The sequence below is a fragment of the Streptomyces sp. x-80 genome (assembly GCF_046549095.1).
GTDB lineage: Bacteria > Actinomycetota > Actinomycetes > Streptomycetales > Streptomycetaceae > Streptomyces > Streptomyces celluloflavus.
Genome location: NZ_JAJPWM010000003.1, coordinates 402718 through 429360 on the forward strand (window position 1 = coordinate 402718; position 26643 = coordinate 429360).

Below are 26643 nucleotides of genomic sequence, written 5' to 3' on the forward strand. Positions count from 1 at the left end.
ATGACCCTGGCGGTCCGAGTCATCCCCTGCCTGGACGTGGACAACGGCCGGGTCGTCAAGGGCGTGAACTTCCAGAACCTGCGCGATGCGGGCGACCCCGTGGAGATGGCCAAGATCTACGGCGAGGAGGGCGCGGACGAGCTGACCTTCCTCGACATCACCGCCTCCTCCGGCGACCGGGAGACCACCTACGACGTGGTCCGCCGCACCGCCGAGCAGGTCTTCATCCCGCTGACCGTCGGCGGCGGTGTGCGCACCCCCGAGGACGTCGACAAGCTCCTGCGGGCCGGTGCCGACAAGGTGGGCGTCAACACCGCCGCCCTCGCCCGTCCCGACCTGATCCGCGAGATCGCCGAACGCTTCGGCAGCCAGGTGCTGGTGCTCTCCGTCGACGCCCGCCGCACGGCGAGCGGCTCCTTCGAGGTCACCACCCACGGCGGCCGCCGCTCCGCGGGTATCGACGCCGTCGAATGGGCGCACCGGGCGGCCGAGCTGGGCGCCGGCGAGATCCTGCTGAACTCCATGGACGCGGACGGCACCAAGGACGGCTACGACGTCGAGATGATCGAGGCGGTCCGCTCCCACGTCAGCGTCCCGGTCATCGCCTCCGGCGGCGCGGGCCGCCTTGACCACTTCGCCCCCGCCGTCGCCGCGGGCGCCGACGCGGTCCTGGCCGCCTCCGTCTTCCACTTCGGCGATCTGCGCATCGGCCAGGTCAAGGACGCCCTGCGGGAGGCGGGCCACCCGGTGCGCTGAACCGCGCCGTACGGGTGGCCCGCGCCACCGGGCCGTCAGCCGCGCTTGCGGGCGGCCCGGACGAACTCCCGGTTCATCTTCGCGATGCTGAACAGCGGGATGCCCTTGGGGCAGGCGGTCGCGCACTCACCGGTGTTCGTGCAGCCGCCGAACCCCTCCGCGTCCATCTGCCCGACCATCTCCAGAACCCGGCTCTCCCGCTCCGGGGCGCCCTGCGGCAGGGAGTTGAGGTGGACGACCTTGGCGGCGGTGAACAGCATCGCCGAGCCGTTGGGGCAGGCCGCCACGCAGGCGCCGCAGCCGATGCACTCGGCGTGCTCGAAGGCGGCGTCGGCGACCGGCTTGGGGACGGCGGTGGCGTGCGCCTCGGGCGCGGCGCCGGTCGGCGCGGTGATGTAGCCGCCGGACTGGATGACGCGGTCGAACGCGGACCGGTCCACGACCAGATCCTTGACGACGGGGAAGGCGGCGGCCCGCCACGGCTCGACGTCGATGGTGTCGCCGTCCCGGAAGGACCGCATGTGCAGCTGACAGGTGGTGGTGCGCTCCGGGCCGTGGGCGTCGCCGTTGATGACCAGGCTGCACGCGCCGCAGATGCCCTCGCGGCAGTCGTGGTCGAAGGCGACCGGCTCGTCACCGCTGAGGATCAGCTCCTCGTTGAGCGTGTCGAGCATCTCCAGGAACGACATGTCCTGGGAGATACCGTCCACCTCGTAGGTGGCCATGGCTCCGGGGGAGTCGGGGTTCCGCTGGCGCCAGACGCGCAGGGTGAGCTTCATGCGTAGCTCCGCTGAGTGGGGTGGACGTACTCGAAGACGAGGTCTTCCTTGTGCAGGACGGGGGCTTCGCCGGTGCCGGTGAACTCCCAGGCGGCGGCGTAGCCGAACTCCTCGTCCCGGCGGGCGGCCTCGCCGTCCGGGGTCTGCGATTCCTCGCGGAAGTGCCCGCCGCAGGACTCGGCGCGGTGCAGCGCGTCGAGGCACATCAGCTCGGCGAGCTCCAGATAGTCGATGATGCGGTTGGCCTTCTCCAGCGACTGGTTGAACTCCTCGCCGGTGCCGGGCACCTTGATGCGGCGCCAGAATTCCGCGCGGATGTGCGGAATCCGGTCGAGGGCCTTGCGCAGCCCCGCGTCGGTGCGGGCCATCCCGCAGTACTCCCACATGAGTTCGCCGATCTCCCGGTGGAAGGAGTCGGGCGTCCGGTCACCGTCGACGGCCAGCAGTTTCGCCAGCCGTTCCGTGGTCTCGGCGACGACCCGCACGGCCGCCGGATGCGTCGCATCGACCGAATCGTCCAGCGGATGGCGCGCGAGATAGTCGTTGATCGTCGACGGCAGTACGAAATAGCCGTCCGCGAGGCCCTGCATCAGCGCGGAGGCCCCCAGCCGGTTGGCGCCGTGGTCGGAGAAGTTGGCCTCCCCGATGGCGAACAGTCCCGGCACGGTGGTCTGCAGGTCGTAGTCCACCCACAGTCCGCCCATCGTGTAGTGCACGGCGGGATAGATCCGCATCGGTACCTCGTACGGGTTCTCCGCGGTGATCCGCTCGTACATGTCGAAGAGGTTGCCGTACTTCTCCTCGACCCCGGCCCGGCCCATCCGCCCGATGGCGTCCGCGAAGTCCAGGTAGACGCCCTGCCCGCCCGGCCCCACGCCGCGCCCCTCGTCGCACACGTTCTTCGCCGCCCGGGACGCGATATCGCGTGGCACGAGATTGCCGAACGCCGGATAGATCCGCTCCAGGTAGTAGTCGCGCTCGTCCTCGGGAATCTCGTTCGGCGGCCGGGTGTCGCCCTTCGCCAGCGGCACCCAGATACGCCCGTCGTTGCGGAGCGACTCGCTCATCAGCGTCAGCTTCGACTGATGGTCTCCGGTGCGCGGAATGCAGGTCGGATGGATCTGCGTGAAGCAGGGATTGGCGAAATAGGCGCCCCGCCGGTGCGCCCGCCAGATCGCCGTGGCATTGGAATTCATCGCGTTGGTCGACAGATAGAAGACATTGCCGTAGCCGCCGCTCGCCAGTACCACCGCATCCGCGAAGTACGGGGCTATCCGCCCGGTGACCAGATCCCGGGCGACGATGCCCCGGGCCCGCCCGTCGACCACGATCACATCGAGCATCTCGGTACGGGCGTGGAGCGTCACCGTCCCGGCCGCTATCTGCCGGGAGAGCGCCTGATAGGCCCCCAGCAGCAGCTGCTGGCCCGTCTGGCCGCGCGCGTAGAACGTCCGGGACACCTGGACACCGCCGAACGACCGGGTGTCCAGCAGACCGCCGTACTCCCGCGCGAACGGCACGCCCTGGGCCACGCACTGGTCGATGATCTCCACCGAGATCTGGGCCAGCCGGTGCACATTCGACTCCCGCGCGCGGAAATCGCCGCCCTTCACCGTGTCGTAGAACAGCCGGTGGACGGAATCCCCGTCGTTGCGGTAGTTCTTCGCGGCGTTGATACCGCCCTGCGCGGCGATGGAATGCGCCCGGCGCGGCGAGTCCTGATAGCAGAACTGCTCGACGTGATAGCCCTGTTCGGCCAGGGTCGCGCCGGCCGCGCCTCCCGCGAGCCCGGTGCCGACGACGATGACGGTGTGCTTGCGTCGGTTGGCCGGATTGACCAGCTTCGCCTCGAACCGCCGCCGGTCCCACCGCTCGGCGATCGGTCCTTCGGGGGCGGTACGGTCGGCGACCGGTTCACCGGTCGCGTATGCGTGGTACGAGGTCATCTCAACTCACTACTCCGGTCAGCACGGAGACGGGGACGGCGATGAAGCCGAGGGTCAGGAGGGCCGCGAGGCCGTTCGCCAGGCCCTTGAGCGGCCGGTCGAGGCCGGGCCGGTTGGCACCCAGCGTCTGCGCGGCACTCCAGAAGCCGTGCCGGACGTGCAGGCCCAGGGCGAGCATGGCGACGAGGTAGATCGTGGTGCCGTACCAGGTGGAGAAGCTCGCCACGACGTTCTCGTACGGATGGCCGGCCTCGGCGCGCGGATTCACCGTCAGCGTCGTCAGATCCAGGATGTGCCACACGATGAACAGGCCGAGGATGACCCCGCCCCAGCGCATGGTCCGGGTGGCGTAGGTGGCGCGGCGGCGGCGGTGTGCATAGGGGGAGGGGCGGGCGGCCAGGTCGCGACGGCTGAGCTGGTACGCGGCCACGGCATGCGTCACCACCGCGACGACCAGCACCACCCGGGCGATCCACAGGAACCACTCGTGGTGCAGAAACGGCTCACCGATGGTGCGCAGCCAGGCGGCGTAACCGTTGAAATCCAGTGCCCCGAAGAAGATCTTGAGGTTGCCCAGCATATGGACGACCAGATACAGCAGCATCACGATGCCGCTGACGGCCATCGCCGTCTTCTTGCCGACGGTCGAGCGCCACAGAACGCCTGCGAAGGACGGCCGTCGATCCGTCCGTGTGTCCAGTGCCATGAGTCCTGACGTTAAGGACCGACAGTCCTATCAGTCCAAGACATGGACCGGCTCATCTCCATAGCCAGAGCCTATCGCCGCTTTACGATGCCCCCATGCAGCTCCAACAGCTCCGCTATTTCACCGCCGTGGCGGACACCCGCCACTTCACCCGCGCCGCCGAACGCGAACACGTCGCCCAGCCCTCCCTCTCCCAGCAGATCCGCTCGCTCGAAAAGGAGCTGGGCGCCGACCTCTTCCACCGCGCCCGCGGCCACATCACCCTCACCGACGCCGGCGAAACCCTCCTGCCCCTGGCCCGCCGCATCCTCGCCGACGCCGAGACCGCCCGCCGCGAAGTCCAGGAGGTCGCCCAGCTCCGCCGCGGCCGGCTGCGCCTCGGCGCCCCGCCCAGCCTCTGCGCCAGCCTCGTCCCCGACGTACTGAGCGCCTTTCACGCCGGCTACCCCGGCGTCGAACTCATCGTCCACGAGGACGGCTCCCAGGACCTCGTACGGGCACTGGCGGACGGCGAGATGGACCTCGCCCTGATCATCACGCCCCTCCCCGTCCAGGCCCCCGCGCTGGTCACCTCCGAGCTGCTGCGCGAGGAACTGGTGGTGGTGTCCGCCCCCGACCGCCCCGCCCCGGTGAGCCGCCGCACCCGCATCCAGGTGGCGGATCTGCGCGGCCGCCCCCTCGCGATGTTCCGGCGCGGCTACGACCTGCGGGAATTCACCATCGCGGCCTGCCGGGCGGCCGGCTTCGAACCTGTCCTCACCGTCGAGGGCGGCGAGATGGACGCGGTCCTCGGCTTCGTCCGCGCGGGCCTGGGCATCGCCGTCGTCCCCAGCATGGTCGCCGAACGCTCCGGCCTGCGCATCACCCGCTTCGCCACGCCCGGTATGCACCGCGTCATCTCCGTGGCCCACCGGGCCGACGTCTCACCCCCGCGCGCGGCCCGCGAACTGGAACGCATCCTGCGGGAACACCTGGACCTGGGGATGTCCTGACGGCACCGGCCGGGGCGGCTACGGAGCGGAGTCCGGCCGCGGCGCCCGCCGCGGACCGCGCCTCCCGTCGCCCGCCGCGGACCGCCCCCGTCACACCCCCAGCTTCGCCTCCATCACCTGGGCGATCGCTTCCTTGTCACCGTCCAGCTCCACATCCGCCGCCCCCTGCCGCCCGAACGCGAACAGCGTCAGCTCGCCGGGCTCCCCGACCACCGTGACCACCGGCGTCCCCCGGTGCGCCACCACCGTCCGGCCGTCCGGCCGCCGCAGCACCAGCCCGACCGGCGACTTCCGCCCCAGCACCCGGGCCACCCGCTCGATCCGCGCCCACAGCGCATCCGCGAAGACGGGATCCAGCTCCCGCGCCGCCCAGTCCGGCTGGGCCCGCCGCACGTCCTCGGCATGGACATAGAACTCGACCGTGTTCGACGCCTCGTCGATCTGCTTGAGCGAGAACGGCGACATCCGCGGCGGCCCGGTCCTGATGAGCTGGATCAGCTCCTCGTACGGCTTCTCCGCGAACTCCGCCTGGACCCGCTCCAGCCGCGCGGCCAGCGGCTTGACGAGAATCCCGCCCGCCGCGTCGGCACGCCGCTCGCGCACCACCACATGCGCGGCCAGATCCCGCGCCGTCCAGTTGTCGCACAACGTCGGCGCCTCCGGGCCGGCACTCTCCAACAGGTCGGCGAGAAGAAGCCGTTCGCGCTTCGCATGGGTCGACATACCGCCAGCCTACGACCGCGAACCAGCCCCTGCCACGGCACCGCCCGCCCTCAGCGCCACACCACCAGCACCACCGCCACGGCCACCGCCGCCACGAACACCGCCCCCAGCACCCGCACGGCGACCCGCGCGGCACGGTCCGGGTCCCGCTCCGGCCCCTGGCCCCGGTGCGGGCCCGGCTCCGGCGGCGGTACGGGCGGACGCTGCTGATACATGCCAGCAGGATGACGCACGGCACAATGGACCCATGACCAGCCGCGCCACCACCGCAGAAACCGCCGCAGCCACCGCGGACCCGGCCGCCGGGACCGCCGGATCCGCCGGCACCGCTCTGGACCCCGCCATCGCCGCCCGCCTCAAGCGGGACGCCGACGGTCTGGTCCCCGCCATCGCCCAGCAGTACGACACCGGCGAGGTACTGATGCTCGGCTGGATGGACGACGAGGCGCTGCACCGCACGCTCACCACCGGCCGCTGCACCTACTGGTCCCGCAGCCGTCAGGAGTACTGGGTCAAGGGCGACACCTCCGGCCACGTCCAGCACGTCAAGTCCGTGGCGCTGGACTGCGACGCCGACACGGTCCTGGTCCGGGTCGACCAGGTCGGCGCGGCCTGCCACACCGGCGACCGCACCTGCTTCGATGCGGACGTGCTGATCACCGACCAGTAGGCTCCGCTGCCATGACCACGGGAACCACCGGCACCGCCATTCCGGACCTCGACACGTTCCGTACGCTCGCCCACGACCGCCGGGTCATCCCCGTCACCAGGCGCCTGCTGGTGGACAGCGACACCCCGGTGGGGCTCTACCGCAAACTCGCGGCCGAGCGGCCCGGCACCTTCCTCCTGGAATCCGCCGACGCGGGCGGCTCCACCGGGTCCGGCGGCGGGGGAGACCGCAGATGGTCGCGGTACTCGTTCATCGGCGTCCGCAGCGCCGCCACCCTGACCGTCCGCGACGGCCGGACGCACTGGCTCGGCACCCCGCCCGTCGGCGTCCCCACCGACGGCGACCCGCTCGCCGCCCTGCGCGCCACCGTCACGGCGCTGCACACCCCCCGGGACCTGATCGAGGGCGCCGGACTGCCGCCGTTCACCGGCGGCATGGTCGGCTACCTCGGCTACGACATCGTGCGCCGGCTGGAGAAGATCGGTGAGCGGGCCGCCGACGATCTCCGGCTGCCGGAGCTGACCATGCTCCTCACCTCCGACCTCGCGGTCCTCGACCACTGGGACGGCACGGTCCTGCTGATCGCCAACGCGATCAACCACAACGACCTCGACACCGGCGTCGACGAGGCGTACGCGGACGCGGTGGCCCGCCTCGACACCATGGCCGACGACCTCGCCCGCCCCGCGCCGGCCGGCGCCGCGGCGCTGCCGCCCTCCGAGCTGCCGCCGTACACCGCGGAGTGGGGCGGCGCCGCCTACCAGCGGGCCGTCGAGGACGTCAAGGAGCGCATCCGGGCCGGTGAGGCGTTCCAGGTGGTGCCCTCCCAGCGTTTCGAAACCCCCTGTACGGCGAGCGCGTTGGACGTGTACCGGGTGCTGCGGGCCACCAACCCCAGCCCGTACATGTACCTCTTCCGCTTCGAGGGCGACGTGGACGTCGTCGGCTCCAGCCCCGAGGCGCTGGTCAAGGTCGAGGACGGCCGGGCGATGGTGCACCCCATCGCCGGCACCCGGCCGCGCGGCGCCACCCTCCAGGAGGACCAGGCCCTCGCCGACGAGCTGCTGGCCGACCCGAAGGAGTGCGCCGAACATCTGATGCTCGTCGACCTGGGCCGCAACGATCTGGGACGGGTCTGCGAGCCGGGCAGCGTCGAGGTCGTCGACTTCATGTCGGTGGAGCGCTACAGCCACGTCATGCACATCGTCTCGACCGTCACCGGACGGGTCGCCGCGGGCCGCACCGCCTTCGACGTCCTCACCGCCTGTTTCCCCGCCGGCACCCTCTCCGGCGCCCCCAAACCGCGGGCCATGCAGATCATCGAGGAACTGGAGCCGAGCAGGCGCGGTCTGTACGGCGGCTGCGTGGGCTATCTCGACTTCGCCGGCGACTCCGACACCGCCATCGCGATCCGTACCGCCCTGCTGCGGAACGGCACCGCCTACGTCCAGGCGGGCGCCGGTGTCGTCGCCGACTCCGACCCGGTCGCCGAGGACACCGAGTGCCGCAACAAGGCGGCCGCGGTGCTGCGCGCGGTGCACACCGCGAACCGGCTGGGCACCTGACGGTCCGCGCTGCCGGGCGGACGAACGGGCCGGGCACCCGGCGCGGCCACGCCCCACCGGCGGGCGGCCGCCCGGCAGCGCGGCCCGACGCTCCGTCCCGCACCGGCCTGCCCCCGCACCGGCCTGCCCCGCACGGGTCCGGCACCCCGCGCGCCGGGCCCCACCCGCCCGTACGCGATAGTGGGGCATGTGAGTGCCGCACCCCAGCCCCGTACCGACGCCGCGCCCCCGAAGGCCGCCGCGCCCCGCAGTGCCACGCGCACTCTCGCCCTCGCGCTGCTGTCCGGCGCGGCCGGCGCCGGCCTCGCGCTGCTCGCCTCCGGCCGCACCTGGGCCGAGGGCTCCGCGACGCTGGCGCAGGGCGAGCTGCCCAGCAGTGTCACCGGCGCCGATGTGACGGGCGTGCCCGGCGCGCTCGCCATCGTCGGCCTGGCCGCGCTGGTCGCCGTCTTCGCGGTGCGCCGGGCCGGCCGGATCGCGGTCGCCGCGCTGCTGGCGCTCAGCGGCCTGGGCACCGCCGTCGCCGCGGTCCTCGGCCGCTCCGACACCTCGGCGCTCAAGGAGAAGGCGGCCCTCGCGGTCGGCCTGAGCAGTACCGATGTGCATCACGTCACACATTCCGGCTGGCCGTGGGTGGCCGCCGCCGGCGGTCTGCTGCTGCTGGTCGCCGGCGCGCTCGCACTGCTCCACGGCCGCTACTGGCCTGAGATGTCCGGGCGTTACGAGCGCACGCCGGACGGCGCCCGCGGCCCCCGCCGCGCCGCGCCCGCGCCGGACCTGGCCCGCCCGGAAGAGATCTGGAAGTCCCTGGACCGGGGTGAGGACCCCACCCGGTAGCCGGGCTTCACCGGCCATCGGGGACAATGGCGAAGAGGTATCACCGCGGCCGGACCCCGGCGCAACAGATCAACGAGGAGCACTCATGTCGAGCAGTGGCCACGGACACACTCCCGCCGCATGGACCGGCGTCATCATCTCGTTCATCGGCTTCTGTGTCGCCGGCCTGTTCATGGTGATGGCGAACGTCCCCGGTTTCTGGGCGGGCATGGTCCTGATCGGCCTCGGTGCCGTGGTCGGCGGCCTGATGCGCCTGGCCGGGATGGGCGCGACCCCGAAGCGGTCGGCGCAGGTCCCCGTGCCGGCGGCCGCGCAGCCGCAGGAGGGCTGACCTCCGCCGCTCCCGTGGCGCCGGACACCGGCACCACACCGGCAGCACCCCACGCAGGCGCCGCTTCCCGGCCCGTACGCACCCCCGGTGCCGTACCCGCCGTCCGTGCCCACCCCGGACGGCGGCCGAGAAGCTGCGCCTTCGCGCGTCCGGCAGCACAATCGGCACCGTGAACGCTCCCGTGGCCCCGCCGACGGCCCGCCGCCGCGGCCCGGTCCGCAGACTGGCGGCGCCGTTCGGCGTCCTGGCGGCCGGCCTCGCCGCCTTCGCGTACGTCGGCGCCGTCGATCCGCGCCACCCCGGCCACTATCCGGTCTGCCCGCTGCTCCACCTCACCGGCGTCTACTGCCCGGCCTGCGGCGGACTGCGCAGCGCGTACGCCGTCGCGCACGGCGACCTCGGCGCCGCGCTGGGCGCCAACGCCCTCGCGGTCGCCGCCTACGCCGCCTGCGCGGTCTTCTGGGTGGTCTGGACCGTCCGGGCGGCGAGCGGCCGCCGTACGCCGGGCCCGCAGCCCCGGGCCGTCCACTGGTGGGCGCTGGGCGCTCTGCTGCTGGTCTTCACGGTGGTCCGCAACCTCCCCTTCGGCGCCGCCCTCGTCCCGTGACCGCCCGTCCGCGCACACCGTCGTAATGGCCACAGATGTCCAGGTAGTGGGACTGATGTCCACCGGGTGCGTGACCTGTGCCCCGTGCCGGATACCATCGAAGAGTCTGGGGGACGGCACCTCGCCCCGCGGGCACTGTCCACCTCCACCGCTGAAGAAGGAGGCCGCTCGCGTGAGTGTGCTCGACGAGATCATCGACGGAGTCCGCGCCGACCTCGCCGAGCGGCAGGCGCGCGTCGGCATCGACGAGCTCAAGGAACGGGCCCGCAAGGCACGCCCGGCCAAGGACGGTGTCGCCGCCCTCAAGGGCGAGAGCGTCACGGTGATCTGCGAGGTCAAGCGCTCCAGCCCGTCCAAGGGCGCGCTCGCCGCGATCGCCGACCCCGCCGGGCTCGCCGCCGACTACGAGGCGGGCGGCGCCGCGGTCATCTCCGTCCTCACCGAACAGCGCCGCTTCGGCGGTTCGCTGGCCGACCTCGAAGCCGTCCGCGCCAAGGTGGACATCCCGGTCCTGCGCAAGGACTTCATCGTCACCGCCTACCAGCTGTGGGAGGCCCGCGCGTACGGCGCCGACCTGGCGCTGCTGATCGTCGCCGCGCTGGAGCAGGAGGCCCTGGTCTCGCTCATCGAGCGGGCCGAGTCGATCGGGCTGACGCCGCTGGTCGAGGTGCACGACGAGGACGAGGTGGCCCGCGCGGTCGACGCCGGGGCCAGGATCATCGGCGTCAACGCCCGGAACCTCAAGACGCTGGAGGTCGACCGCGGCAACTTCGCCCGGGTCGCCCCCGAGATCCCGGACCATATCGTCAAGATCGCCGAATCCGGGGTGCGCGGGCCGCACGACCTGATCGCGTACGCCAACGACGGCGCGGACGCCGTGCTCGTCGGCGAATCCCTCGTCACCGGCAAGGACCCCAGGACCGCGGTCGCCGACCTGGTCGCCGCGGGCTCCCACCCGGCCATCCGCCACGGCCGGTCCTGAGCGGCCGGGACCCGGACATGACCGCCTCCGCCGCCGGCCTCCGCCGCCCCGCCCCGGGTACGCACCCGGGCCGGGCGGGCGTGTGTGCCGCGGCGGGCGCCGCCCGGCCGCCGCACCCGGCGCCGGGCCACGGCCACCGGCCGCACCGTCACCGCCGCCCCGAGGCCAAGCGCTCCGCGCTGCCCTCCTGGCACCGCGGCTGCCGGGCGCCCGCCCGGCGGGTGCTCGGCCGGCGGGTCAGATATCACATCGGCGCCGAGCCGGGACAGGTCAACGGCAGGAGATGGCCGGCGGGGTCCGCGCGCTGACGCGCCGGCCCCGCGCCGGCGCAGGGGTACCCAGGGGCACGGCGGTCGTCCGACCGCTGCGCCACAGCCCACGCCGTCCGTCGGCCACCCGCCGGCGGCGGCGCCCCGCGCGGTGACCGCGGCCGGTCCGGTGTCCCGAGGACGCCGGACGGCCCGTCAGCGGAACCGGTACGAGCCGGTTCCGCGCCCACCGAGACCGGCACAGCGCGCACCGCACAGCGTGATGCCCGTATTCCGACATACCCAGACTTCCGGGGCGGCTGCCCCGGCCTAGGAGTGCGTCAGATGTCCTCCGAGTTCTTCATTCCCGACCCCGACGGTCAGGTCCCCAGCGCCGAGGGCTACTTCGGTGCCTTCGGCGGCAAGTTCATCCCCGAGGCGCTGGTCGCCGCGGTCGACGAGGTCGCCGCGGAGTACGAGAAGGCCAAGGCGGACCCCGCCTTCGCGGCCGAGCTCGACGACCTGATGGTCAACTACACCGGGCGCCCCAGCGCGCTCACCGAGGTGCCGCGGTTCGCCGAACACGCGGGCGGCGCCCGGGTGTTCCTCAAGCGCGAGGATCTCAACCACACCGGCTCCCACAAGATCAACAATGTGCTGGGGCAGGCGCTGCTCACCAAGCGGATGGGCAAGACGCGGGTCATCGCGGAGACCGGCGCCGGCCAGCACGGCGTCGCCACCGCGACCGCCTGCGCCCTCTTCGGCCTCGACTGCACCATCTACATGGGCGAGGTCGACACCCGGCGACAGGCCCTCAACGTCGCCCGGATGCGGATGCTCGGCGCCGAGGTCGTCTCCGTGACGTCCGGCAGCCGCACCCTCAAGGACGCCATCAACGAGGCGTTCCGCGACTGGGTCGCCAACGTCGACCGCACCCACTACCTCTTCGGCACGGTCGCCGGACCGCACCCCTTCCCGGTGCTGGTCCGCGACTTCCACCGGGTCATCGGCGTCGAGGCCAGGCGGCAGATCCTGGAGCGCGCCGGCCGGCTCCCGGACGCGGCGGTGGCCTGCGTCGGCGGCGGCTCCAACGCCATCGGCCTCTTCCACGCCTTCCTCCCCGACGCGACGGTCCGCCTGATCGGCTGCGAGCCGGGCGGACACGGCGTCGAGACCGGCGAGCACGCGGCCACCCTCACCGAGGGCACCCCGGGCATCCTGCACGGCTCGCGCTCCTACGTCCTCCAGGACGAGGACGGCCAGATCACCGAGCCGTACTCGATCTCGGCCGGACTGGACTACCCGGGCATCGGCCCCGAGCACTCCTACCTCAAGGACACCGGCCGCGCCGAGTACCGCGCGGTCACCGACGACGCGGCGATGCAGGCGCTGCGGCTGCTGTCGCGGACCGAGGGCATCATCCCGGCCATCGAGAGCGCGCACGCGCTGGCCGGCGCCCTGGAGGTCGGCCGCGAGCTGGGCTCCGACGGCCTGCTGCTGGTCAACCTCTCCGGCCGTGGCGACAAGGACATGGACACCGCCGCCCGCTACTTCGGCCTGTACGACGACGAAGGCCGCGGCGCCGCCCGCGCCGAGGACCGGCCGGCAGACCAGGAGGAGAAGTGATGTCGGGCAACGTGGAACTGCTGACCTCGGTGCTGGCCACCGCCCGCGCCGAGAACCGGGCCGCGCTCGTCGGCTACCTCCCGGCCGGTTTCCCGACCGTGGACGGCGGCGTGGCGGCGATGACCGCGATGCTGGCGGGCGGCTGCGACATCGTCGAGGTCGGACTGCCGCACAGCGACCCGGTCCTGGACGGGCCGGTGATCCAGACCGCCGACGACATCGCGCTGCGCGGCGGTGTGAAGATCGTCGATGTGCTCCGCACGGTCGGTGAGGTGCACGCCGCCACCGGCGCGCCGGTGCTGTGCATGACGTACTGGAACCCCGTCGACCGCTACGGCGTCGAACGGTTCGCGGCCGAGCTGGCCGCGGCGGGCGGCGCCGGCTGCATCCTGCCCGACCTGCCGGTCGAGGAGTCCGAGGGGTGGCGCAAGGCCGCCGAGCAGCACGGTCTGGCCACCGTCTTCGTGGTCGCGCCGAGCAGCCGGGACGAGCGGCTCGCCAAGATCACCGCGGCTGGCACCGGCTTCGTCTACGCCGCCTCCCTGATGGGGGTCACCGGCACCCGCGAGTCGGTCGGCCGCGAGGCGCAGGACCTGGTGCACCGCACCCGCGCCACCACGGACCTGCCGGTGTGCGTCGGGCTCGGCGTCTCCAATCCCGAACAGGCCGCCGAGGTCGCCCAGTTCGCGGACGGTGTGATCGTCGGCTCGGCGTTCGTCAAGCGCCTGCTGGCGGCGGACGGTGATCCGGCGGCCGGTCTCGCCGGCGTACGCGCCCTGGCGGGCGAGCTGGCCGAGGGCGTGCGCAGGCGCGGATAGCGCCGCCGGGCACCGCGCGCCGCCGGGCACGCCGGGAGGCCCGGCCCGCGCGCGGGCCGGGCCGGGCCGGGTACGTGTGTACGGCGGCCGGGTGGGCGCCGTCCCCCGATAGGGCGAACATCGGTGCGGAGGGGTGCGACGGCGCCCCTCCGCTTCGTTGTCCAGGGGCGTGAGCCAGAAGAATCATGACGATAAGAGCAGCGCCCGCGAGCGGCTGCAAGCACAGCGCGACAAGGAGAGGGCACGGGCCCGGCGCGGCCGGCAGGCGATCGTCGCCGGAGTGGTGGTGGCGGTGCTGGCGATCGCGGGCGGCGTCGCCGTCTGGGTCTCGTCCGACGCGGGCGAGGAGAGCGGCAGCACGGAAGCGGCGCTCCCCAAGGGGACGACCGACGGCGACAAACCGGCCGTCCCGGTGGGTCTGCGCGGCGCCCCGGCCACCCTCACGGTCTGGGAGGACTTCCGCTGTCCCGCCTGCCGGCAGTTCGAGACCGGCTTCCGCTCGGCCATCCACGAACTGGAGGACTCCGGCGAGCTCCGGTCCGAGTACCACCTCGCGACGATCATCGACGGCAACGCCGGCGGCCGGGGATCCCTCACCGCCGCCAACGCCGCGCTCTGCGCCCAGCAGGCCGGCCGGTTCCGCGAGTACCACGACGTGCTCTACACCCACCAGCCCCCCGAGCAGCAGGACAAGTTCGCCGGCAAGAAGTACCTCCTGGAACTGGCCGGCAAGGTGAAGGGGCTGGTGACGGACTCCTTCACCCGGTGCGTCGACGACGGGACGTACGACGCCTTCGTGCAGAAGTCCAACGCCGCCTTCACCAACTCCGGATACCGCGGTACGCCGACCGTGCTGCTCAACGGCAAGGATCTGGCGACGGTGAAGGGCGGGCAGTTCACCCCCGCGGAGTTCAAGAAGATGGTGCGGGACGCCAACAAGGGCAAACAGCCGGGCCGGAGCGCCGCCCCCGCCTCGTAGCGGCCGGCCGCGCCGGACACTCCGCGTCACGGCGCGGCCCGGCGGGGTCGTTACGCAGCCGTTGCCGAGTGGGTTGCCGCCGATCCGGCCCGGCGCGGTAGCGTCGACCCTGCCATGGACCTCGCATTCATTCCCAGCCCGTCGGTCGGTGTCGTACATCTCGGCCCGATCCCGCTGCGCGGCTACGCGTTCTGCATCATCATCGGCGTCTTCGTCGGCGTCTGGCTCGGCAACAAACGCTGGGTGCAGCGCGGTGGCCGCTCCGGCACCGTCGCGGACATCGCCGTATGGGCCGTGCCCTTCGGACTCGTCGGCGGACGTCTTTACCACGTCATCACGACGTACGAGCCGTACTTCGGCAAGGACGGCCATCCGCTCGACGCCTTCAAGGTGTGGGAGGGCGGCCTCGGCATCTGGGGCGCGGTCGCGCTCGGCGCGGTGGGTGCCTGGATCGGCTGCCGCCGGCGCGGTATCGCGCTCCCGGCGTACACCGACGCGCTGGCGCCGGGACTCGCGCTCGGGCAGGCCATCGGGCGCTGGGGCAACTGGTTCAACCAGGAGCTCTACGGCCGGGCGACCGATGTGCCGTGGGCTCTGGAGATCAGCTCCGACCCGGCCGTCGGACGGATCGGCGGCACCTACCACCCGACCTTCCTCTACGAGTCCCTGTGGTGCGTCGGCGTCGCGGTCCTGGTGATCTGGGCGGACAAGCGCTTCCGGCTCGGCCACGGGCGGGTCTTCGCGCTCTATGTCGCCGCGTACTGCGCGGGCCGCGCCTGGATCGAGTACATGCGCGTCGACGAGGCGCACCACATCCTGGGCATGCGGCTGAACGTCTGGACCGCGCTCATCGTCTTCCTGCTCGCCATCGCCTACCTGGTGATCTCCGCGAAGAAGGCGCCGGGCCGCGAGGCGATCGTCGAGCCCGGGGCGCAGGAGGAGGCGGCCGCCGCCGCGGCCGGGGCGGACGCCAAGAGCGACAAGACCGATAAGGCCGATAAGGCCGGCGAGACCGCCAGGAGCGACGAGAGTGACGAGGCCCGGCCGGACCGGCCGGGCGCGAAGGTCTCCGTGGCGAAGAGCGTCGGTGGCGAGGGTGCCGGGGACACCGTTCCGGGGGACGGGGCGGACGCCGCCGGGGACGGCACGAAGACGTCCTGACACGGCGCGTACCGCGGCCGGTCTCCGTAGCGCGCCGGGCGGACCCGATACACCGGGTCCGCCCGGCGCTTCGCTGTGCGGGGCCGTCCGGAGAGCGGGCTCAGCGGTAGCGGTAGGCGAGGGCCAGTACCCGGCGGGCGCCGGCGACCACGGCCGGGTCCACGAACCGGCCGTCCGAGAGGGCCACCGCCCCGGCGTCCGTCGTGGCGGCCCGCACGATCTCCTCCGCCGCCTCGATCTCCTGGGCACAGGGCCGGTGGGCCGCCTCGATGACCGGGAGCTGGCGGGGATGGATCGCGGCCCGGCCCAGGAAGCCCAGCGCCCGGCCGTACGCACAGGACCGGGCCAGGCCGTCCAGATCGCGCGCGTCCGGATAGACCGACTGCGGCGGCGGGGGCAGACCGGCGGCGCGGGCGGCGACCACCGCCCGGCTGCGCGGCCAGGCCAGCCCCGTCTCCTCCCGCAGCCCCAGTTCCGCGCGGAGATCGGCCTCGCCGAGGGCGATACCGCGCAGCGCGGGGTGTGCGGTGGCGATGGCGAAGGCGTGCTCGATGCCGAGCGCGGATTCGAGGAGGGCGTAGAGGTGCGGGACGCGGGCGTCCGGGTGCTTGGACGGGACCGATGCCGTGGGTGCGGGCGCGGACGTCGCGGTGGGGGCGGGCGTCGGCGCGGACGGCGGAGTCAGGGGGGCCGGGGCCGGGGCACCTCCGGCGGGCCGGGCGGGAGCTTCCGCGTGAGGGGCGGCGGTGGGTGGGAGCGTGATCGGGGTCATGAGGGGCGGCGCCATGAGGGGTGTGGTGTGCGGGGTGCACGGGTCGTACCGGAGTTGCGCGGCGTACGGGCGGTCCGCGGCGTAGGGGCGGTCCGGTGCGGGCCGGGGCGCGGCGGTGGCCCAGGCGGCGGCGCGGTGGATGTCGGCGGGGTGGTGGACCTTGGGCAGCCGCAGTCCGGCGAGGCCCGGGAGGGCGCTGAGGGTGCGGATCTCGGTCTCGGCGAGCGGGCCGTCCAGGGCGTTGACGCGGACGTGCACCGGGGCCGGGCCGGGGGCCGCCTCGGCCAGCAGCTCGGCGGTGGCGCGCAGCGCGTACTCCTTGCGGTACGGGGCGACCGTGTCCGCCAGGTCGACGAGGAGCACATCGGCGCCGCAGCCGAGCGCCTTGGCGACCGCGTTCGGGCGGTCACCGGGCACGTACAGCCAGGTCAGCGGTGTCGGGTACGGGTCCGGGCCGGGGGCGGGGGGCCGCAGCGGGGCGGGCGGCGGCCCGGCGGCGGTCACCGCGCGCCCGCCGCGGACGGCCCGGCGGCCCCGGGACCGGCCGGACCGAGGGCGGTCGGCGCCTCGTCACGGTCCGCGCCGTGCGGGCGGCCCGCCCACCGGATCGCGCCCGGGATCCCGGCGAGCCGGCAGCGGACGTGCCGCATCCGCGCCGTGCCCGGCTCGCCGTCCGGGACCTCGGTGATCGAGCAGGGGGCTCGGTACCGCTCGTCCGCGGACAGCGCGTGGACGGCGTGGACGGCGTGGACGGTGTGGGCGGGCGGGACGGCTGCCTCGGCCTTCTCGGACGCGGCGGCGAGGGTCTCGGCCGGGTCGTGCCGGGCGATCCGGCCGCCGACCGCCGCGCCCGGTTCGCCGGTGTGCCGGTCGCGCCCGGCGCCGGGCGCGCACCGGGGCCCGCCGGTCGCATCCGTCCGGCCGACCAGCCGCGACACCCGGTCGGCGACGGACCGCCACGAGGCGGGCACGGCCACCCAGGAGCCGTCGGCGGTGCGACAGGCGTCGCGCGGGGCGTGGCCGGCGGAGCGGTCGCCGGTGCGTGACCGGACGTGGCCGAGCCGGTCGGCCCGTGGCGCGGTGTGCGGCGCGCGGCGGCCGGTGGTGTTCGGGCCGGCTGCCGGGGCCGGGCCGACGGCGGTCGGATCGGTCATGGGGTGGATGCCTCCGGTCGGTCGGGGTGGCGGACGGCGAGCGCGGCGGTGCGGTGCGCGAGGGTGTCGAAGCCGATGCCGTCCAGCCCGCCGGCCGTCGTGGCGAGCCGGTTGCGCAGCGGCGCCGTCCAGCGGGCGGGGAGCGCGGCGGGCGCGCCCGCGAGCAGCCCGGCGATCGCGCCGGCCGTCGCGCCGTTGGAGTCGGTGTCCCAACCGCCGGACACCGCACGGCAGATGGAGCCGCTGAAGTCACCGTCGGCGTGGGTGAGCGCGGCGGCCAACAGCGCGGCGTTCGGTACGGCATGCACCCGGTGGTGGTGCCCGTACGCGTCGTGCAGGCGGTCGACGACAGCCGCGAAGCCGGCCGGTGTCCCGGTCGGCCCGGCGCGGGCCGCCGCGATACCGGAGCGGACGGCTCGCGCCAGCCGGGACCGGGCGGGGAGCACGCGGAGTCCGGCCCGCAGCGCACCGTGCACATCAGCGCCGCCGCCCGCGGCCTCGGCGATGGCCGCCGCCGCGAACATCGCGTCGTACACCCCGTTCGCGGTGTGGCTGAGCGTGGCGTCCCGCCAGACCTCCGCGGGGGCGCCCGCCGGGTCGCCGGGGCGGGTCCAGCCGTAGACGTCCGCCCGGATCCGCGCGCCGATCCACTCCCGGAACGGGTTGCGGTAACGGGCGGTGTGCGGCGGCTCGATACCGTCCAGGAGGTCGCGGTACGCGATGCGCTCCGCGGTGAAGGTACGTCCCGCGGGCAGCTCGTCCAGCCACAGCCGGGCCAGGTCGGCGGTGTCGAAACCGTGCCCGTGGCGTTCGAGGAGCAGCAGGCCGAGGACGGAGTGGGTGAGGTCGTCGTCCTCGGGCATCCCGTCGATGTGCCCGGCGAGCGAGGTGGCGCGGCCGCGGCGGTTCCAGGGGTACGCGGCGGCCGGCGCCGAACGGCGTGGCGCGCATCGCCAGTCCGTCGCTCCAGGCGTGCCGGTGCTGTGCCGAGACGGGGGCGGCCAGGCCGCGGCGGAGATTCTCCAGGGTGCCGCGCTCGCTGAGGCCCGCGCCGCGGAACGGGCCCTCGTCGGGGTCGGCGATCAGCCGGCGCCAGGCGGTCTCGGCCTGGGCGACGGTCAGCGCCGAGCCGTGCGCGGCCGGCAGCAGCCCGGAGAAGACCGCGTACTCGGTGTCGTCGGAGCCCGCCGGGTCCGCCGTGACATAGCCCTCGATCCGGCCCCAGCGGCGGCGGATCTGAGCGGGCCGCGGATTCTCGGCGGGCCCGCCGGGCGCGTCCCCGACGGCGGGCCCGAGCAGCGCGCCGCGCGCCCGGTCGCGCACGGGACCGGGCGGACGGGGGACGGCACCGCGTACGGCGTCACCCGCGGGGCCGCCCGCCGGACCGGGACCGGGCCCGGGACCGGGTCCGGCCGCGCGGCGGGCGGGCCGGGGCGTCGCGGGCGGGCGCTGCGGTGCGCTCATGGTGCGTGCCCTTCTGTCGTACGGGGCGGATCCGCCGTGCGGGGCGGACCGCCGCGGTCTCACGGGCGCGGCGCCGCATCGGGCGCCGCGGTGTATCCGTCCCACGCCGCGGCCCGGCTCTCCTGCCTCGGGCGGCAGGGTCACCCGGTCGAATCCCCTCGGGACGCCCGCCGCGGCACCCCCGGCCGCCCTCGAAGCGGTCCGTGATCCGGATCTCACTCTCGGCGACTCGGTAAAGCCGCAGGTCAGAGCGGTAAGTTTGGCCTTCCTTGCTAGCGGCGGAGGGTGATTCGCGCATAGCTTCGAGATGTTGCAGGGGGAAGTGCCGCTATCGGCCCACACCTCGTGGAAGGGAGCAGGTCCCGCTATGTCAGTTATGGACGCCTCGGCGCCGACCCATATCGCGCACCGTGACAACCACACCCACCGCGATGTGAACGGCGGCTGGCTGCGCCCCGCCGTCTTCGGCGCGATGGACGGTCTGGTCTCCAACCTCGCCCTGATGACGGGTGTCGCGGGCGGTGCCGTGGCACAGCAGACGATCGTCCTCACCGGCCTCGCGGGGCTGGCCGCCGGCGCCTTCTCGATGGCCGCGGGGGAGTACACCTCGGTCGCCTCGCAGCGGGAGCTGGTCCTCGCCGAGCTGGACATCGAGCGGGCCGAACTGCGCAAGCACCCCAAGGACGAGCTGGACGAGCTGGCCGCGCTCTACGAGTCGCGCGGCGTCGAGCCGGAGCTCGCCCGGAAGGTCGCCGAACAGCTCTCCGCGGACCCGGAGCAGGCGCTGGAGATCCACGCTCGTGAGGAACTGGGCATCGATCCGTCCGACCTTCCGTCGCCCACCGTCGCCGCCGTCTCCTCCTTCGGATCGTTTGCGCTGGGTGCGCTGCTGCCTCTCCTTCCTTATCTGCTGGGGGCTTCCGCGCTGTGGCCCGCGGTGCTGCTGGCGCTGGTGGGGCTCTTCGGCTGCGGGGCGGTCGTGGCCCGGGTGACCGCGCGTTCCTGGTGGTTCAGCGGGCTGCGCCAGCTGGCCCTCGGTGCTGCGGCCGCGGGTGTGACGTACCTCCTGGGAGCGCTCTTCGGAACCGTCGTAGGGTGACGTTTCATGCGGATGGCCGCATAATTAACGTGGTACCCGGCGGTTTCGCGCTACGGGCCGCCGGGCATAAGGCCGAGGCGTCGTGGGCAATGTCGCCCGTCGAGCGCCGCACTCCCGGACGACGAGACATCCGTCCATTCCGTCCATGACCTTGTTCCACCGCACTGCGCGGTGTCCGCATGCTGGAAGCCTGTATCCGCTTTTCGAGAAGCGGGCCATCCTGTAACCTGCACGAAATTTCGCGGAGGGCCAACGTCGTCCCTCGGTAATTCCCCCAGAGCCTGTACGGCCTGGGAGGTATCCACATTGCCACCACGACGTTGGGAGAGCCGATGCGTTCCGCGTCCACGCACTCCGCGACCACCGGCAGCGCCCGCGCCGCCTGGTCGCCCATGGACGGGCGCCCCGCCCAGCAGGGGATGTACGACCCGCGCGATGAGCACGACGCCTGTGGCGTCGGCTTCGTGGCGACCCTCACCGGCGAGGCCGGCCACGCGCTGGTCGAGCAGGCGCTCACCGTTCTGCGGAATCTTGAGCACCGCGGTGCCACCGGCTCCGAACCGGACTCCGGTGACGGCGCCGGCATCCTGCTCCAGGTGCCCGACGCGTTCCTGCGCGAGAACGTCACCTTCGAGCTCCCCGAAGCCGGCGCGTACGCCGTCGGCATCGCCTTCCTGCCGTCCGGTGCCCGGGATGCGGCCGCCGCCGTCTCGCAGATCGAGACGATCGCCGCCGAGGAGGACCTCGACGTCCTCGGCTGGCGCGTCGTCCCGGTCGCCCCGCAGCTGCTCGGCAACGGCGCCCGCGCCACCATGCCGGCCTTCTCCCAGCTGTTCGTCGCCGACCGGCCCGACGGCGCCCGGGGCGGCGCGGCCACCGGACTGGCCCTGGACCGCAAGGCGTTCGCGCTGCGCAAGCGCGCCGAGCGCGAGGCGGGTGTCTACTTCCCCTCGCTCTCCGCCCGGACCATCGTCTACAAGGGCATGCTGACCACCGGCCAGCTGGAGCCCTTCTTCCCGGACCTGTCCGACCGCCGCTTCGCCACCGCCATCGCGCTGGTCCACTCGCGGTTCTCCACCAACACCTTCCCGAGCTGGCCGCTGGCCCACCCGTACCGTTTCGTCGCGCACAACGGCGAGATCAACACGGTCCGGGGCAACCGCAACTGGATGCGCGCCCGGGAGTCCCAGCTCGCCTCGGAGCTCTTCGGCGAGCAGGACCTGAAGCGGATCTTCCCGGTCTGTACGCCGGACGCCTCCGACTCCGCCTCCTTCGACGAGGTCCTGGAGCTGCTCCACCTCGGCGGCCGCTCGCTGCCGCACTCGGTGCTCATGATGGTCCCCGAGGCGTGGGAGAACTCCCCGGCCATGGACCCGGCCCGCCGCGCCTTCTACCAGTACCACTCCACGATGATGGAGCCCTGGGACGGCCCGGCCTGCGTCACCTTCACCGACGGCACCCAGGTCGGCGCGGTCCTCGACCGCAACGGCCTGCGTCCCGGCCGCTACTGGGTCACCGACGACGGCCTGGTCGTGCTCTCCTCCGAGGTCGGCGTCCTCGACATCGACCCCGCCAAGGTCGTCCGCAAGGGCCGCCTCCAGCCCGGCCGGATGTTCCTCGTGGACACCGCCGAGGGCCGGATCATCGAGGACGACGAGATCAAGGCGCAGCTCGCCGCCGAGCAGCCGTACCAGGAGTGGCTGGACGCCGGTCTGATCGGCCTCGCCGACCTGCCCGAGCGCGAGCACATCGTGCACACCCACGCCTCGGTCACCCGCCGCCAGCAGACCTTCGGCTACACCGAGGAGGAGCTGCGGGTCATCCTCGCGCCGATGGCCAAGGCCGGCGCCGAACCCATCGGCTCGATGGGCACCGACGCGCCGATCGCCGCGCTCTCCGAGCGCCCCCGGCTGCTCTTCGACTACTTCACCCAGCTCTTCGCGCAGGTCACCAACCCGCCGCTGGACGCCATCCGCGAGGAACTGGTCACCTCGCTGATCTCCTCGCTCGGCCCCCAGGGCAACCTCCTGGAGCCGTCCGCGTCCTCCTGCCGCAGCGTCACCCTGCCCTTCCCGGTCATCGACAACGACGAGCTGGCCAAGCTCGTCCACATCAACGCCGACGGCGACATGCCGGGGATGAAGGCCGTCACCCTCTCCGGTCTCTACCGGGTCTCCGGCGGCGGCGAGTCGCTGGCCGCCCGGATCGCCGAGATCTGTGCCGAGGCGGACGCCGCCATCGACGACGGCGCCCGGCTGATCGTCCTCTCCGACCGGCACTCGGACGCCGAGCACGCGCCGATCCCCTCGCTGCTGCTCACCTCCGCCGTCCACCACCACCTCATCGGCACCAAGGCGCGCACCCAGGTCGGCCTGCTGGTCGAGGCGGGCGATGTGCGCGAGGTGCACCATGTCGCGCTGCTCATCGGCTACGGCGCCGCGGCGGTCAACCCGTACCTGGCCATGGAGTCCGTCGAGGACCTCGTCCGGGCCGGCACCTACTTCCGCGAGCTGCCCGGCCTCGACACCGACACCGCCATCCGGAACCTGATCAAGGCGCTCGGCAAGGGCGTGCTGAAGGTCATGTCCAAGATGGGCATCTCGACCGTCGCCTCCTACCGAGGCGCCCAGGTCTTCGAGGCCATCGGCCTGGACGAGGGGTTCGTGGCCGAGTACTTCCACGGCACCACGACCAAGATCGGCGGCGCCGGTCTCGACGTCATCGCCCAGGAGGTCGCCGCCCGGCACGCCAAGGCATACCCGGCGACCGGTATCGCCGCCACCCACCGCGCGCTGGAGATCGGCGGCGAGTACCAGTGGCGCCGCGAGGGCGAGCCGCACCTCTTCGACCCGGACACCGTCTTCCGGCTCCAGCACGCCACCCGCTCACGCCGTTACGACATCTTCAAGCAGTACACGGAGCGGGTGAACGAGCAGTCCCAGCGCCTGATGACGCTGCGCGGCCTGTTCTCCTTCGCCTCCGGCCGGCCCGCGGTCCCGCTGGCCGAGGTCGAGCCGGCGTCCGCCATCGTCCGGCGCTTCTCCACCGGCGCGATGTCCTACGGTTCGATCTCCCGCGAGGCCCACGAGACCCTCGCCATCGCCATGAACCAACTGGGCGCCAAGTCCAACACCGGTGAGGGCGGCGAGGACCCGGACCGTCTCTACGACCCGGCGCGGCGCTCGGCGATCAAGCAGGTCGCCTCCGGCCGGTTCGGCGTCACCAGCGAATACCTCGTCAACTCCGACGACATCCAGATCAAGATGGCGCAGGGCGCCAAGCCCGGCGAGGGCGGCCAGCTGCCCGGCCACAAGGTCTACCCCTGGGTCGCCACAACCCGGCACTCCACCCCGGGCGTCGGCCTGATCTCGCCGCCGCCGCACCACGACATCTACTCCATCGAGGACCTCGCCCAGCTCATCCACGACCTGAAGAACGCCAACCCCCGGGCGCGTATCCACGTCAAGCTGGTCAGCGAGGTCGGCGTCGGCACCGTCGCCGCCGGTGTCTCCAAGGCACACGCGGACGTCGTCCTGATCTCCGGCCACGACGGCGGTACGGGCGCCTCGCCGCTGACCTCCCTCAAGCACGCCGGCGGCCCCTGGGAACTGGGCCTCGCCGAGACCCAGCAGACGCTGCTGCTCAACGGCCTGCGCGACCGCATCGTCGTGCAGACCGACGGCCAGCTCAAGACCGGCCGCGATGTCGTCATCGCCGCCCTGCTGGGCGCCGAGGAGTTCGGCTTCGCGACCGCCCCGCTGGTCGTCTCCGGCTGCGTCATGATGCGCGTCTGCCACCTGGACACCTGCCCGGTCGGCATCGCCACCCAGAACCCGGTGCTGCGCGAGCGGTTCAGCGGCAAGGCCGAATACCTCGTCAACTTCTTCGAGTTCATCGCGGAAGAGGTCCGTGAGCTCCTCGCCGAGCTGGGCTTCCGCACCCTCGACGAGGCGATCGGCCACGCCGAGATCCTCAACACCGCGCGGGCCGTGAACCACTGGAAGGCGCAGGGCCTGGACCTGGCCCCGCTGCTGTACGTCCCCGAACTGCCCGAGGGCGCCGTCCGCCACCAGGTCACCGTCCAGGACCACGGCCTGGCGAAGGCGCTCGACAACGAGCTGATCGAGCTCGCCGCCGACGCGCTGGCCGCGGACACCGCCGAGGCCGCGCAGCCGGTCCGGGCCCAGGTCGCGATCCGGAACATCAACCGGACCGTCGGCACCATGCTCGGCCACGAGGTCACCAAGAAGTTCGGCGGCGCGGGCCTGCCCGACGACACCATCGACCTCACCTTCACCGGCTCGGCCGGCCAGTCCTTCGGCGCGTTCCTGCCGCGCGGCATCACGCTGCGCCTGGAGGGCGACGCCAACGACTACGTCGGCAAGGGCCTGTCCGGCGGCCGCATCGTGGTCCGCCCGGACCGCGGCGCCGACCACCTCGCGGAGTACTCCACCATCGCGGGCAACACCCTCGCCTACGGCGCGACCGGCGGCGAACTGTTCCTGCGCGGCCGGGTCGGCGAGCGGTTCTGCGTCCGCAACTCCGGGGCGACCGTGGTGTCCGAGGGCGTGGGCGACCACGGCTGCGAGTACATGACCGGCGGCCACGCCGTCATCCTGGGCGAGACCGGCCGCAACCTCGCGGCGGGCATGTCCGGCGGTGCCGCGTACGTCCTCGACCTCGACCCGGACAACGTCAACCGCGAGCTGGCCGGTGCGGTCGGCGCGCTGACGGACACCGACAAGCGGTGGCTGCACGATGTCGTGCGCCGCCACCAGGAGGAGACCGGCTCCACCGTCGCCGCCAGGCTCCTCACCGACTGGGACGCGGCGGCCGCCCGTTTCAGCAAGATCGTCCCGGCCACCTACCAGGCAGTGCTCGCCGCCAAGGACGCCGCCGAGCGAGCCGGACTCACCGAGTCCGAGACCCACGAGAAGATGATGGAGGCGGCGACTCATGGCTGACCCGAAAGGCTTCCTGACCACCGGCCGCGAGGTCGCGCAGACCCGCCCCGTCGGCGAGCGCGTCCAGGACTGGAACGAGGTCTACGTTCCCGGATCGCTGCTGCCGGTCATCAGCGAGCAGGCCGGCCGTTGCATGGACTGCGGCATCCCCTTCTGCCACAACGGCTGCCCGCTCGGCAACCTCATCCCCGAGTGGAACGACTACGCCTACCGCGAGGACTGGAGCGCCGCCAGCGAGCGGCTGCACGCCACCAACAACTTCCCGGAGTTCACCGGGCGGCTCTGTCCGGCCCCCTGCGAGTCGGCGTGCGTACTGGGCATCAACCAGCCGGCCGTCACCATCAAGAACGTCGAAGTCACCATCATCGACAAGGCGTGGGACAGCGGCGACGTCACCCCGCAGCCCCCGGAGCGGCTGTCCGGCAAGACCGTCGCCGTCATCGGCTCGGGACCGGCGGGCCTCGCCGCCGCCCAGCAGCTGACCCGGGCCGGCCACACCGTCGCCGTCTACGAGCGCGCCGACCGCATCGGCGGCCTGCTGCGCTACGGCATCCCCGAGTTCAAGATGGAGAAGCGCCACATCAACCGCCGCATCGAGCAGATGCGCGCGGAGGGCACCAAGTTCCGTACGGAGGTGGAGATCGGCCGCGACATCGACGCCCGGAAGCTGCGCAAGCGCTACGACGCCGTGGTCATCGCCGCCGGTGCCACCGTCTCCCGCGACCTGCCGGTGCCCGGCCGCGAGCTGGCGGGCATCCACTTCGCGATGGAGTACCTCCCGCTCGCCAACAAGGTGCGGGAAGGGGACCTGACGGTCGCCCCGATCAGCGCCGCGGGCAAGCACGTCGTCGTCATCGGCGGCGGTGACACCGGTGCGGACTGCGTCGGCACCGCCCACCGCCAGGGCGCGGCCTCCGTCACCCAGCTGGAGATCATGGGCCGGCCGGGCGAGGAGCGGAACGCGAACCAACCCTGGCCGACCTTCCCGATGCTCTACAAGGTCACCTCCGCGCACGAGGAGGGCGGCGAGCGGCTCTACTCCGTCTCCACCACCCACTTCGAGGGCGACGAGGACGGCAATGTCCAGTTCCTGCACCTGGTCGAGGTGGAATTCAAGGACGGCAGGCCGGAGCCGCGGCCCGGCACCGAGCGGCGGATCCCGGCCCAGCTGGTCACCCTCGCCATGGGCTTCACCGGCACCGATCAGGAGAACGGTCTGGTCACCCAGTTCGGCCTGGAGCTGGACGCCCGAGGTAATATCGCCCGTGACGCGGATTTCGCCACCAATGTCCCCGGCGTGTACGTTGCCGGTGACGCCGGCCGCGGCCAGTCGCTGATCGTCTGGGCCATCGCCGAGGGCCGCTCGGCCGCCCGGGGCGTGGACCGCTTCCTGACCGGCGCGAGCGCCCTGCCGGCCCCGATCAGGCCGACGGACCGCGCACTGACCGTGTGACCGCCCCACCG

At 73.0% G+C, this 26643-nt stretch carries 23 protein-coding genes and 2 pseudogenes; 16 read left to right on the plus strand and 9 right to left on the minus strand.

Annotated features, from left to right (window positions below; genetic code table 11):
- A complete protein-coding gene (gene hisF / locus ACLJWH_RS07345; RefSeq protein ID WP_411140758.1) occupies positions 1–756 on the plus strand; it encodes an imidazole glycerol phosphate synthase subunit HisF in 756 nt (251 codons plus the stop codon).
- A 35-nt stretch (positions 757–791) separates the two neighbouring features.
- On the opposite strand, the gene ACLJWH_RS07350 is transcribed toward hisF, so the two are convergent.
- Genes ACLJWH_RS07350 through ACLJWH_RS07360 form a run of 3 tightly spaced genes read right to left on the minus strand, consistent with a single transcriptional unit; the run spans position 792 to position 4187 of the window.
- Entirely contained in the window at positions 792–1535 is a 744-nt protein-coding gene (locus tag ACLJWH_RS07350) for a succinate dehydrogenase/fumarate reductase iron-sulfur subunit (protein ID WP_411140759.1), read from the minus strand.
- The gene (locus tag ACLJWH_RS07355) at positions 1532–3481 is read right to left on the minus strand and encodes a fumarate reductase/succinate dehydrogenase flavoprotein subunit (RefSeq protein WP_411140760.1); all 1950 of its coding nucleotides are present in this window, start codon (positions 3479–3481) and stop codon (positions 1532–1534) included. Before ACLJWH_RS07355 ends, ACLJWH_RS07350 begins: the two co-directional genes overlap by 4 nt.
- A gap of 1 nt (position 3482) precedes the next feature.
- Positions 3483–4187 carry a succinate dehydrogenase cytochrome b subunit gene (locus tag ACLJWH_RS07360; RefSeq protein ID WP_411140761.1) on the minus strand — a complete coding sequence of 235 codons (705 nt, stop codon included), beginning with the start codon at positions 4185–4187 and terminating at the stop codon, positions 3483–3485.
- Between the two features lie 95 nt (positions 4188–4282).
- Here ACLJWH_RS07360 and ACLJWH_RS07365 point away from each other — a divergent pair, with 95 nt between their 5' ends.
- Positions 4283–5179, plus strand: a complete 897-nt coding sequence (locus ACLJWH_RS07365; protein ID WP_411140762.1) for a LysR family transcriptional regulator — start codon at positions 4283–4285, stop codon at positions 5177–5179.
- 90 nt (positions 5180–5269) lie between these two features.
- Here the strand turns inward: ACLJWH_RS07365 and ACLJWH_RS07370 are convergent, their stop codons facing one another.
- Both ACLJWH_RS07370 and ACLJWH_RS07375 read right to left on the minus strand, forming a co-directional pair.
- A complete protein-coding gene (locus ACLJWH_RS07370) occupies positions 5270–5902 on the minus strand; it encodes a TIGR03085 family metal-binding protein (RefSeq protein WP_411140763.1) in 633 nt (210 codons plus the stop codon).
- 50 nt (positions 5903–5952) lie between these two features.
- Positions 5953–6117 carry a hypothetical protein gene (locus ACLJWH_RS07375; RefSeq protein ID WP_172451264.1) on the minus strand — a complete coding sequence of 55 codons (165 nt, stop codon included), beginning with the start codon at positions 6115–6117 and terminating at the stop codon, positions 5953–5955.
- A gap of 32 nt (positions 6118–6149) precedes the next feature.
- Between ACLJWH_RS07375 and hisI the strand changes: the two genes are divergently transcribed.
- The 11 genes from hisI to lgt all read left to right on the plus strand — a co-directional run bounded on the left by hisI (position 6150) and on the right by lgt (position 15726).
- Positions 6150–6572: a phosphoribosyl-AMP cyclohydrolase gene (hisI, locus tag ACLJWH_RS07380; protein WP_411140764.1), complete on the plus strand. Its 423-nt coding sequence runs from the start codon at positions 6150–6152 to the stop codon at positions 6570–6572.
- Positions 6573–6583: 11 nt separating this feature from the next.
- Complete coding sequence (locus ACLJWH_RS07385) at positions 6584–8137, plus strand: anthranilate synthase component I (RefSeq protein ID WP_411140765.1); 1554 nt, start codon at positions 6584–6586, stop codon at positions 8135–8137.
- A 189-nt stretch (positions 8138–8326) separates the two neighbouring features.
- Entirely contained in the window at positions 8327–8974 is a 648-nt protein-coding gene (locus ACLJWH_RS07390; RefSeq protein ID WP_411140766.1) for a TIGR02234 family membrane protein, read from the plus strand.
- An 85-nt stretch (positions 8975–9059) separates the two neighbouring features.
- On the plus strand, positions 9060–9305 hold the full coding sequence (locus tag ACLJWH_RS07395; protein WP_411140767.1) for an HGxxPAAW family protein: 246 nt from the start codon (positions 9060–9062) through the stop codon (positions 9303–9305).
- Between the two features lie 169 nt (positions 9306–9474).
- Positions 9475–9912: a DUF2752 domain-containing protein gene (locus ACLJWH_RS07400; protein ID WP_411140768.1), complete on the plus strand. Its 438-nt coding sequence runs from the start codon at positions 9475–9477 to the stop codon at positions 9910–9912.
- A 172-nt stretch (positions 9913–10084) separates the two neighbouring features.
- Positions 10085–10894 (plus strand): indole-3-glycerol phosphate synthase TrpC, encoded by an 810-nt coding sequence (trpC, locus tag ACLJWH_RS07405; protein ID WP_052854825.1) that lies wholly within the window; start codon positions 10085–10087, stop codon positions 10892–10894.
- A 17-nt stretch (positions 10895–10911) separates the two neighbouring features.
- Positions 10912–11202, plus strand: a complete 291-nt coding sequence (gene trpM / locus ACLJWH_RS07410) for a tryptophan biosynthesis modulator TrpM (protein ID WP_411140769.1) — start codon at positions 10912–10914, stop codon at positions 11200–11202.
- Between the two features lie 285 nt (positions 11203–11487).
- Positions 11488–12768, plus strand: coding sequence for a tryptophan synthase subunit beta (gene trpB, locus ACLJWH_RS07415; RefSeq protein WP_411140770.1), 1281 nt, complete (start codon positions 11488–11490; stop codon positions 12766–12768).
- Positions 12768–13586 carry a tryptophan synthase subunit alpha gene (trpA, locus tag ACLJWH_RS07420; RefSeq protein WP_411140771.1) on the plus strand — a complete coding sequence of 273 codons (819 nt, stop codon included), beginning with the start codon at positions 12768–12770 and terminating at the stop codon, positions 13584–13586. Before trpB ends, trpA begins: the two co-directional genes overlap by 1 nt.
- 169 nt (positions 13587–13755) lie before the next feature.
- A complete protein-coding gene (locus ACLJWH_RS07425) occupies positions 13756–14565 on the plus strand; it encodes a DsbA family protein (protein ID WP_411140772.1) in 810 nt (269 codons plus the stop codon).
- Between the two features lie 114 nt (positions 14566–14679).
- Entirely contained in the window at positions 14680–15726 is a 1047-nt protein-coding gene (gene lgt / locus ACLJWH_RS07430) for a prolipoprotein diacylglyceryl transferase (protein ID WP_411140773.1), read from the plus strand.
- Positions 15727–15826: 100 nt separating this feature from the next.
- Here the strand turns inward: lgt and ACLJWH_RS07435 are convergent, their stop codons facing one another.
- The 4 genes and pseudogenes from ACLJWH_RS07435 to ACLJWH_RS07450 form a co-directional block, all read right to left on the minus strand.
- On the minus strand, positions 15827–17002 hold the full coding sequence (locus tag ACLJWH_RS07435) for an HpcH/HpaI aldolase/citrate lyase family protein (protein WP_411140774.1): 1176 nt from the start codon (positions 17000–17002) through the stop codon (positions 15827–15829).
- On the minus strand, positions 16999–17652 hold the full coding sequence (locus ACLJWH_RS07440) for a CoA transferase (RefSeq protein WP_411140775.1): 654 nt from the start codon (positions 17650–17652) through the stop codon (positions 16999–17001). The genes ACLJWH_RS07435 and ACLJWH_RS07440 overlap by 4 nt, the downstream gene beginning before the upstream one ends.
- Positions 17649–18635 (minus strand): annotated as a pseudogene (locus ACLJWH_RS07445) (ADP-ribosylglycohydrolase family protein); the annotation flags it as partial. The gene ACLJWH_RS07440 and the pseudogene ACLJWH_RS07445, both read right to left, overlap by 4 nt.
- Positions 18550–19116, minus strand: a pseudogene (locus ACLJWH_RS07450) (ADP-ribosylglycohydrolase family protein); the annotation flags it as partial. The pseudogenes ACLJWH_RS07450 and ACLJWH_RS07445, both read right to left, overlap by 86 nt.
- 367 nt (positions 19117–19483) lie before the next feature.
- Between ACLJWH_RS07450 and ACLJWH_RS07455 the strand changes: the two are divergent.
- The 3 genes from ACLJWH_RS07455 to ACLJWH_RS07465 all read left to right on the plus strand — a co-directional run bounded on the left by ACLJWH_RS07455 (position 19484) and on the right by ACLJWH_RS07465 (position 26632).
- Positions 19484–20215 carry a VIT1/CCC1 transporter family protein gene (locus tag ACLJWH_RS07455; RefSeq protein WP_411140776.1) on the plus strand — a complete coding sequence of 244 codons (732 nt, stop codon included), beginning with the start codon at positions 19484–19486 and terminating at the stop codon, positions 20213–20215.
- A 332-nt stretch (positions 20216–20547) separates the two neighbouring features.
- A complete protein-coding gene (gene gltB, locus ACLJWH_RS07460; RefSeq protein WP_411140777.1) occupies positions 20548–25179 on the plus strand; it encodes a glutamate synthase large subunit in 4632 nt (1543 codons plus the stop codon).
- Positions 25172–26632 carry a glutamate synthase subunit beta gene (locus ACLJWH_RS07465; protein ID WP_411140778.1) on the plus strand — a complete coding sequence of 487 codons (1461 nt, stop codon included), beginning with the start codon at positions 25172–25174 and terminating at the stop codon, positions 26630–26632. The genes gltB and ACLJWH_RS07465 overlap by 8 nt, the downstream gene beginning before the upstream one ends.
- The last annotated feature ends 11 nt before the right edge of the window (positions 26633–26643 follow it).

Bases quoted from the DNA above. Each gene is read 5' to 3' on its own strand.
- hisF (WP_411140758.1), top strand. From the start codon at position 1: ATGACCCTGGCGGTCCGAGTCATCCCCTGCCTGGACGTGGACAACGGC.
- ACLJWH_RS07350 (WP_411140759.1), bottom strand. From the start codon at position 1,535: ATGAAGCTCACCCTGCGCGTCTGGCGCCAGCGGAACCCCGACTCCCCC.
- ACLJWH_RS07355 (WP_411140760.1), bottom strand. From the start codon at position 3,481: ATGACCTCGTACCACGCATACGCGACCGGTGAACCGGTCGCCGACCGT.
- ACLJWH_RS07360 (WP_411140761.1), bottom strand. From the start codon at position 4,187: ATGGCACTGGACACACGGACGGATCGACGGCCGTCCTTCGCAGGCGTT.
- ACLJWH_RS07365 (WP_411140762.1), top strand. From the start codon at position 4,283: ATGCAGCTCCAACAGCTCCGCTATTTCACCGCCGTGGCGGACACCCGC.
- ACLJWH_RS07370 (WP_411140763.1), bottom strand. From the start codon at position 5,902: ATGTCGACCCATGCGAAGCGCGAACGGCTTCTTCTCGCCGACCTGTTG.
- ACLJWH_RS07375 (WP_172451264.1), bottom strand. From the start codon at position 6,117: ATGTATCAGCAGCGTCCGCCCGTACCGCCGCCGGAGCCGGGCCCGCAC.
- hisI (WP_411140764.1), top strand. From the start codon at position 6,150: ATGACCAGCCGCGCCACCACCGCAGAAACCGCCGCAGCCACCGCGGAC.
- ACLJWH_RS07385 (WP_411140765.1), top strand. From the start codon at position 6,584: ATGACCACGGGAACCACCGGCACCGCCATTCCGGACCTCGACACGTTC.
- ACLJWH_RS07395 (WP_411140767.1), top strand. From the start codon at position 9,060: ATGTCGAGCAGTGGCCACGGACACACTCCCGCCGCATGGACCGGCGTC.
- trpM (WP_411140769.1), top strand. From the start codon at position 10,912: ATGACCGCCTCCGCCGCCGGCCTCCGCCGCCCCGCCCCGGGTACGCAC.
- trpB (WP_411140770.1), top strand. From the start codon at position 11,488: ATGTCCTCCGAGTTCTTCATTCCCGACCCCGACGGTCAGGTCCCCAGC.
- trpA (WP_411140771.1), top strand. From the start codon at position 12,768: ATGTCGGGCAACGTGGAACTGCTGACCTCGGTGCTGGCCACCGCCCGC.
- lgt (WP_411140773.1), top strand. From the start codon at position 14,680: ATGGACCTCGCATTCATTCCCAGCCCGTCGGTCGGTGTCGTACATCTC.
- ACLJWH_RS07440 (WP_411140775.1), bottom strand. From the start codon at position 17,652: ATGACCGATCCGACCGCCGTCGGCCCGGCCCCGGCAGCCGGCCCGAAC.
- ACLJWH_RS07455 (WP_411140776.1), top strand. From the start codon at position 19,484: ATGTCAGTTATGGACGCCTCGGCGCCGACCCATATCGCGCACCGTGAC.
- gltB (WP_411140777.1), top strand. From the start codon at position 20,548: ATGCGTTCCGCGTCCACGCACTCCGCGACCACCGGCAGCGCCCGCGCC.
- ACLJWH_RS07465 (WP_411140778.1), top strand. From the start codon at position 25,172: ATGGCTGACCCGAAAGGCTTCCTGACCACCGGCCGCGAGGTCGCGCAG.